This window comes from Burkholderia sp. E168m15 (genome assembly GCF_016586105.1).
In the GTDB taxonomy this organism is placed as follows: domain Bacteria; phylum Pseudomonadota; class Gammaproteobacteria; order Burkholderiales; family Burkholderiaceae; genus Burkholderia; species Burkholderia orbicola.
This window is the reverse complement of sequence record NZ_BCPO01000048.1, coordinates 1-7,387: the sequence shown is the minus strand read 5'-3', so window position 1 is coordinate 7,387 and position 7,387 is coordinate 1. Positions and strand designations below refer to the sequence as shown.

Annotated in this window: 6 protein-coding genes; 2 read left to right on the top strand and 4 right to left on the bottom strand. The window is 68.7% G+C overall.

Going from position 1 to position 7,387, the window contains the following annotated elements; all coding sequences use genetic code 11:
* Both cobJ and JMF86_RS08135 read left to right on the top strand, forming a co-directional pair.
* Positions 1–679, top strand: a 679-nt coding sequence (gene cobJ, locus JMF86_RS08140) for a precorrin-3B C(17)-methyltransferase (RefSeq protein ID WP_201316935.1), incomplete at its 5' end; no start/stop codon positions are given.
* Positions 680–1,018: 339 nt separating this feature from the next.
* Entirely contained in the window at positions 1,019–2,374 is a 1,356-nt protein-coding gene (locus JMF86_RS08135) for a chitinase (protein WP_054927832.1), read from the top strand.
* Between the two features lie 100 nt (positions 2,375–2,474).
* Here JMF86_RS08135 and JMF86_RS08130 read toward each other — a convergent pair whose 3' ends face one another.
* The 4 genes from JMF86_RS08130 to JMF86_RS08115 form a co-directional block, all read right to left on the bottom strand.
* The gene (locus tag JMF86_RS08130) at positions 2,475–3,218 is read right to left on the bottom strand and encodes an IclR family transcriptional regulator (RefSeq protein WP_027811169.1); all 744 of its coding nucleotides are present in this window, start codon (positions 3,216–3,218) and stop codon (positions 2,475–2,477) included.
* A 60-nt stretch (positions 3,219–3,278) separates the two neighbouring features.
* The gene (locus JMF86_RS08125) at positions 3,279–4,445 is read right to left on the bottom strand and encodes an acyl-CoA dehydrogenase family protein (RefSeq protein ID WP_201316934.1); all 1,167 of its coding nucleotides are present in this window, start codon (positions 4,443–4,445) and stop codon (positions 3,279–3,281) included.
* Positions 4,446–4,483: 38 nt separating this feature from the next.
* A complete protein-coding gene (locus tag JMF86_RS08120) occupies positions 4,484–5,785 on the bottom strand; it encodes a CitMHS family transporter (protein ID WP_027784442.1) in 1,302 nt (433 codons plus the stop codon).
* A gap of 133 nt (positions 5,786–5,918) precedes the next feature.
* A complete protein-coding gene (locus JMF86_RS08115; RefSeq protein ID WP_201316933.1) occupies positions 5,919–7,082 on the bottom strand; it encodes a CaiB/BaiF CoA-transferase family protein in 1,164 nt (387 codons plus the stop codon).
* Between the last annotated feature and the right edge of the window lie 305 nt (positions 7,083–7,387).

The window sequence follows — 7,387 nt, the reverse complement described above, 5'->3', positions numbered from 1 at the left end:
GGATGCGACCGACATCCTCGGTTATACGACTTACGTGAACATGGCCGGCCCGTTTCGGGCGGACCAGCGCGTGCACGGCACCGACAATCGCGAGGAAATGCAGCGCGCGCGCCATGCGTTCGAACTGGCGGCCGAGGGCCGGCGCGTCGCGGTCGTATCGTCGGGCGACCCAGGCGTCTTCGCGATGGCCGCGGCCGTGCTCGAAGCGCTCGACGAAGCGCGCGACCCGCAATGGGCCGCGGTCGACCTGCGCGTGGAGCCCGGCATCTCGGCGTCGCTCGCCACGGCCGCGCAGGCCGGCGCACCGCTCGGTCACGATTTCTGCGCGATCTCGCTGTCGGACAACCTGAAGCCGTGGGACGTGATCGAGACGCGCCTGCAACACGCGGCGCAAGCCGATCTCGTGATGGCGTTCTACAACCCGATTTCGCGCGCGCGGCCGTGGCAGCTCGACCGTGCGCTCGACATCGTGCGTGCGCATCGCGCGGCCGATACGGTGGTCGTGCTCGGCCGCGACATCGGCCGGCCAGGCGCGACGCTTTCGACAACGACCCTCGGCGCGCTGCGCGGCGAGCAGGTCGACATGCGCACGATGGTGATCGTCGGCTCGTCGACGACGCGGCGCTTCTCGATCGGCAACGCACGCGAATGGATCTATACGCCGCGCTGGTATCGCTGAACGCCGCGGCGCGCGTATCGAATCCGGCGGTGCTCACGTGAATGCGCGATGCGCGCGAGCCGTCAATCGGCATGCCGGTGTATCACCGGCTCGCTGGAACCGGTCCATCCGCGCGCCATGGCGCGAGCAACCGGAAAAAGTGCCCGCTCCGCGTTTCGCAACGCGACCGAATCGGCAAGATCGTTACGTATCGGGAATCGAATAACAAAAAGAAGTATCCCTAAATTCCCTATTCGACGTGAATACTCCAAGATAGGCACGCCGCCGACGGGACAGGTGCCTGCCCATCGGCGGCGATACGCAGGCCAGCGTATCCCTCTTCCACTTGGAGAACACAGAATGAACAACAATGTGTTGCCGCGTTTCGTTCCGCGAGCGTTTGCCGCGGGTTGTCTGCTCGCGATGGCGAGCGTGTCGCACGGTGCCGGCGTGTATGCACCCTTTGTCGACGTGACGCTCTATCCGACACCGTTGGTCGACCAGATCGGCGTGCGCCAGGGCATCCAGCAGTTCACGCTCGCGTTCGTGGTCGCGGGCAACGGCTGCGTGCCGTCGTGGGGCGGCGTGCAGCCGATCGGCAACGGCGCGAGCGGCGGGCTGCTGACCGCGCTGTCGACGTCGATCGCGAGCTACCGCGCGAAAGGCGGCGAAGTCGCCGTGTCGTTCGGCGGCGCGAACGGCACGCCGCTGATGCAGGCGTGCTCGACGGTTCCCGCGCTGAAGAGCGCGTACCAGACGGTGATCGACACGTACGGCCTCACGCATATCGACTTCGACATCGAGGGCGCGTCGCAGCAGGACACGGCGGCGGTCGCGCGCAACTTCCAGGCGGTCGCGCAACTGCAGGCCGACTACGCGGCGAAGGGCAAGCTGCTGCACGTGACGCTGACGCTGCCGACGATGCCGACCGGGCTCACGCAGGACGGCGTGAACGTCGTCAACGCGGCCATCGCGAACAAGACCACGTTCGATGCGGTCAACGTGATGGCGATGGACTACGGCCCCGCGAACATCGACATGGGCGCCGCCGCGATCAGCGCTGCGCAGGCGCTCTACTCGCAGCTGGACACGGCGTTCAAGTCGGCCGGCCAGCCGAAGACCAACGCGCAGCTGTGGCAGATGGTCGGCGTCACGCCGATGATCGGCGTGAACGACGTGCAAGGCGAAACGTTCACGCTCGCGAATGCGCAGACCGTGCTGAACGCGGCAATCGCGAACGGCTACGGGTTCTTCGGCAACTGGTCGGTCGGCCGCGATCAAGCGTGCCCGTCCGGCGGCACGTATGCGTCGCCGACCTGCTCGGGCGTCGCGCAGCAGCCGTACGCGTTCGCGGCGATCTTCAAGAAGCTCGACGGCAAGTGGGGCGCGGGCGTCACGCAGGACCCGAACTACGGCGGCGGCTCGGACGGCGGTACGCCGCAGCCGGGCGCACCGTGGGCGGCCGGCCAGGTCTATACGGCCGGCGCGACGGTCACCTACCAGGGCACGACGTATCAGGCGCAGTGGTGGACGCAGGGCGACGTGCCCGGCCAGGCGGCCGTGTGGAAGCCGATCGGCGGCGGCACGCCCGCGTGGTCGTCGACGACCGCCTACCAGGGCGGCACGTGCGTGACGTACCAGGGCGCGAAGTATTGCGCGAAATGGTGGACGCAGGGCGACAACCCGAGCGCGGGCGGCGTGTGGGTGAAGTCGTGACGTTGCGACGCGCTCGCGCGTGACGTACGGCGGGCCGTTCCGGCGTGGCAGGACCGAACGCCGGAACGGCCCGCTGCGGATGCCGGCGCGCGCCGCTGCCCTACCCGCGCGCGTGCTCGGCCAGCAGCCGTGCCTTCGCGTCGACGAGCAGCGCCGCATGCTTGTCGCGATGCTGGCGAATCCGCTCGGTCGGCCCGACGACCGACAGCCCGTACCAGTCGCCGTCGAGCGTCAGCGCCACCGCGAGCGCCGACAGCTCGGGCGCGCTCTCGCCGAAGTTCTCGGCCCAGCCGAGTTCGCGAAACCGCGCGGTCTGCGCGACGAGCGCCGCCAGGTCGGCCACCGTCGCATCGGTGAAGCGTTCGAACGGCAGTTGCGCGCCGAGCGCCTGCTGCGTCTCGCTCGCGAGTTCCGCGAAGATCGCCTTGCCGATCGAGTTCGCGTGCAGCGGGCGCAGCTCGCCCGGCTGGCGCGTATAGCGGATCGCCTGCTCCGATTCGACGACGTCGAGATACGTGACCGACACACCCTGGATCTTGCCGAGCACGGCGGTTTCGCGGCTCGCGTCGCGCAGCGCGACGAGGTGCGGATGCACGATGTCGACGACCGGATCGGTCGCGTCGATCGCGGCGGCGACCGTCTGCAGGCGCCGCGTCGGGTAGTAGCCGCCGCGCTTGCGCACTTCGTACAGGTAGCCGCGGCTCACGAGCGTGCGCGCCATCGCGAGGCAACTCGACGCCGGCACGTTGAGCAGGCGCGCGAGTTCGGTGAGCGGCAGCGGCCGCCGTTCGGCGGCGAACAGCTCGAACAGGTCGAGCGTGCGGGCAACGAGTTTGACGTCCATGACGAGCGCTTGATTCGGAACGGGAAACCGCGCGCCGGGCGGGCCGCCGGGTCGCTACGGTCAGTACGACTTCGGCAGCCCGAGCACCTTCTCCGCGATGTAGCACAGGATCAGTTGCGGACTCACGGGCGCGAGCTTCGGAATCATACACTCGCGCAGATAGCGCTCGACATGATATTCCTTCGCGTACCCCATCCCGCCGTGCGTCGCGATCGCCGTCTGGCAGGCCTGGAACGCGGCTTCCGCGCCGAGGTATTTCGCCGCGTTTGCCTCCGCGCCGCACGATTGACCCGCGTCGTAGCGCGTCGCGGCCTTCATCACCATCAGCCATGCGGCCTCGAGCTGCATCCACGCCTGCGCGAGCGGATGCTGGATCGACTGGTTCTGCCCGATCGGCCGGCCGAACACCACGCGCTCGCACGCATACTGTGTCGCGCGGCGCAGCGCGGCCTGACCGAGCCCGATCGCCTCCGCGGCGATCAGGATGCGTTCGGGGTTCAGCCCGTGCAGCAGATAGCGGAAGCCGTCGCCTTCGTTGCCGATCAGGTCGTCGCGCGACACGCGCAGGTTGTCGATGAAGAGCATGTTCGAATCGACCGCCTTGCGGCCCATCTTCTCGATCTCGCGCACCTCGACGCGTGAACGGTCGAGGTCGGTATAGAACAGGCTCAGCCCGTCGGTCGGCTTCGCGACCTGGTCGAGCGGCGTCGTGCGCGCGATGATCAGCATCTTGTTCGCCACCTGCGCGGTCGAGATCCAGATCTTGCGCCCGCTCAGCACGTAGTAATCGCCGTCGCGGCGCGCCTGCGTGCTCAGGTGCGTGGTGTCGAGCCCGGCGTCGGGTTCCGTCACCGCGAAGCACGCCTTGTCGCGCCCGGCGATCAGCGGCGGCAGGAAGCGCGCCTTCTGCGCATCGTTGCCGAACACCTGCACCGGGTTCAGCCCGAAGATGTTCATGTGGACGGCCGACGCGCCGGACAAGCCGGCGCCCGACGCGCTGATCGTGCGCATCATCAGCGCCGCCTCGGTCATCCCGAGCCCGGCTCCGCCGTAGGCCGGGTCCATCGCGATGCCGAGCCAGCCGGCCTCGGCGAGCGCCGCGTGGAAGTCGGCCGGAAATCCGCCGGCGCGATCGCGTTCGAGCCAGTAGTCGTCGCCGAAGCGCTCGCAGATTTTCTCGATCGCGCTTTCGATCGCGCGCTGGTCGTCGGTCAGGTCGAACTGCATGGACTGCTCTCCCGAAAAAACGTGAGCGGCCGCGCCGCTCACAATGGAAACACGCCCGTCGCGACCGCGGCGAAGACCATCAGCACGGTGGCGGCGAACAGGAACGGAATCGTGAATTTCTGGTGCTCGGCGAGCTCGACGCCGGTCAGCCCGACGATCAGGAACGTCGCGGGCGTGAGCGGGCTGACCGGAAAACCGGTCGTCATCTGGCCGAGCAGCGCGGCCTGCGCCATCTGGATCGGCGGCACGCCGAGCAGCTTGCCGCTCTCCGCGAGCACCGGCAGCACGCCGAAGTAGAACGAATCGGGATCGAACAGCAGGCTGAGCGGCATCGACAGCAGCCCGAGCACGAACGGCATGTGGCGCGCATGCTCGACGGGCACGTGCGCGACGACGACCTCGGCCATCGCCTTCAGCATCCCGGTGCCGGACATGATGCCGGTGAACGCGCCGGCCGCGAGCAGCACGCTCGCCATCATCAGCGCGGCCTTAGCATGCGCGTCGATCCGTTCGCGCTGCGCCTGCACGTCCGGGTAATTGATCACGAGCGCGGCGACCGTGCCGAGCATGAACATCACCATCGGGTCGACGATGCCGGACACCAGCGTGACGAGCACGACGAGCGTGAGCGCGACGTTGATCCCGAAGCGTCCCGGCCGGCGCAACGCGCGTTCGGCGTCGGTCAGCTCGCGCGGCGCGATCGCGAGCGAGGCCGCGCCGGCGCGGTCGAGCCCGAGCCGTTTCGCCTCGCGCACGCCGAGCACGTACGCGGTGCCGAACACGAACGCGAGCCCGACGATCTGCACCGGAATCATCGGCGTGAAAATCGCCGAGCCGGGAATGTGCAGCGCGGCCGACGCGCGCAGCATCGGCCCGACCCATGGCAGGAAGTTGACGCCGGCCGCCATCGACGCGACGCACGCGAGAATGCGGCGATCCATCCCGAGTCGCGTATAGAGCGGCATCATCGCGGGCAGCGTGACGAGAAACGTGACGGCGCCCGAGCCGTCGAGATGGATCAGCAGCGCGAGCAGTGCCGAGCCCATCACGATGCGCGGCGGATGGCAGCCGATCACGCGCAGCACGCCGGCGATGATCGGGTCGAGCATCCCCGCGTCGGTGAGGATTCCGAAAAATAGAATCGCAAAAACGAACATCCCGGCGATCGGGCCGATGTTCTGTACGCCGTGCACGACGAACTTGCCGGTCTGAAGCCCGAAACCGGCCGCGAGCGACGCGGCCACCGGCACGACGATCAGCGCGACGAGCGGCGACAACCGCTTCGTGATGATCAGGCCGAACAGCGCGACGATGGCGACCGCGCCGATCCATGCGAGCATGATGCGTCTCCTCTTCAGCCGGTGCGCATCGACGGGCGTGTCGATGCGCGGGCCGGCGTGATGTCCGAATGATGGTGTGCGCGGCGGGTGGCCGGGCGCCGCAATGCGGCACGGTCGGCGGCCGCGAAGCCGGTCAGGTCCGGCGGTTGTCGTTGTCGTCGTTGTCGTCCGCGAACACCTGCGCCGCATGTTCGTTCAGCGCGGGCGGTGGACGCCGGTACGTAGCCGGCGTGCGGCCGAGCTTGATCGGCGACGCGATGCCGCGATGCCGGCCCAGCTCGACCTTCATCCGCCGATGCGCGACATGCGGGTGGTCGAGCGCCGCATCGAGCCCGAGCACGGGCGCGCACGGCACGCCGCGGCGCATCAGTCGTTCGGCGAGCGTCGCGCCGTCGTGCGCGGCCAGCGCCGTTTCGAGCAGCGTGCGCAGCGCGGCGCGGTGCTGGCTGCGCGCGCGGTTGTCCGCGAAACGCGGATCGTCGAGCCAGTCGCGCGTGCCGAGCACGTCGCACAGCGCGGCGAACTGCCCGTTGTTGCCGACCGCCAGGAAGATGTCGACGCCCGCGGTCGGAAAGCTGTCGTACGGCGTGATGTTCGGATGCGCGTTGCCGGTGCGCACGGGCGCGTTGCCCGAATGGAAGAAGTTCGACGTATGCGGATGCAGGATCGACAGCGCGCAGTCGAACAGCGTCGATTCGACGAACTGGCCGCGGCCGCTGGCGTCGCGTTCGCGCAGCGCCATCAGGACGCCGAGCGCCGCGTTCAGCCCCGTGACGAGATCGACGATCGGCACGCCGACCCGCAGCGGCGCGCCACCGGCTTCGCCGTTGACGCTCATCAGCCCGGCGAGCGCTTGCACGGCCGCGTCGTAGCCCGGCAGCCCGCCGAGCGGGCCGTCCGCGCCGAAACCCGACACGCGGCAATAGACGAGGCGCGGAAACCGCGCATGCAGCGCGTCGAAGCCGAGCCCCCAGCGCTCCATCGTGCCGATCTTGAAGTTCTCGACGAGCGCGTCCGCGTGTTCGAGCAGCCCGAGCAGCCGCTCGCGATCGGCCGGCTGCGTCAGGTCGAGCGCGACGCCGAGCTTGTTGCGGTTCACGCCGAGGAAGTACGACGCGGTGTCGCCGTCGAATGGCGGGCCCCATGTGCGCGTCTCGTCGCCGGACGGCGGTTCGACCTTGATCACCTCCGCGCCGTGATCGGCGAGGATCTGGGTCGCGTACGGGCCGCCCAGCACCCGCGACAGATCGATGATGCGCAATCCCGCCAGCGCGCCCTGCTGCTCGTGTTCCGCCATGCGTCTCGCTCCTGGTTCCGGTTGATCGGACTGCCGGTTCCGGCGGCCCGGCGCTTGCACGCGGCTTCTCCGGATTCGACGAATAATTCTTGTGTGTGAATTTATATTCACACCGAGGAATTGTGTTGTCAAGCCCGGACGGACCCGGCCGCCGCGCGGAGAACGTCGCCGCGCGCAAGCGGGGACGACATCGAACACGGGCCGGTTGCGGTCGCGCCCCGCCGTTCGCTAAGCTGGCGGCACGGTTCATCCCCATCAATGACAAGGCGAAATATTCATGAAACGGTTGTGGCTGGCGGCCTTCG

What these genes read in the sequence shown, in the direction of transcription:
- JMF86_RS08135 (WP_054927832.1), top strand. Translation starts at nt 1,019, where the DNA reads ATGAACAACAATGTGTTGCCGCGTTTCGTTCCGCGAGCGTTTGCCGCG.
- JMF86_RS08130 (WP_027811169.1), bottom strand. Translation starts at nt 3,218, where the DNA reads ATGGACGTCAAACTCGTTGCCCGCACGCTCGACCTGTTCGAGCTGTTC.
- JMF86_RS08125 (WP_201316934.1), bottom strand. Translation starts at nt 4,445, where the DNA reads ATGCAGTTCGACCTGACCGACGACCAGCGCGCGATCGAAAGCGCGATC.
- JMF86_RS08120 (WP_027784442.1), bottom strand. Translation starts at nt 5,785, where the DNA reads ATGCTCGCATGGATCGGCGCGGTCGCCATCGTCGCGCTGTTCGGCCTG.
- JMF86_RS08115 (WP_201316933.1), bottom strand. Translation starts at nt 7,082, where the DNA reads ATGGCGGAACACGAGCAGCAGGGCGCGCTGGCGGGATTGCGCATCATC.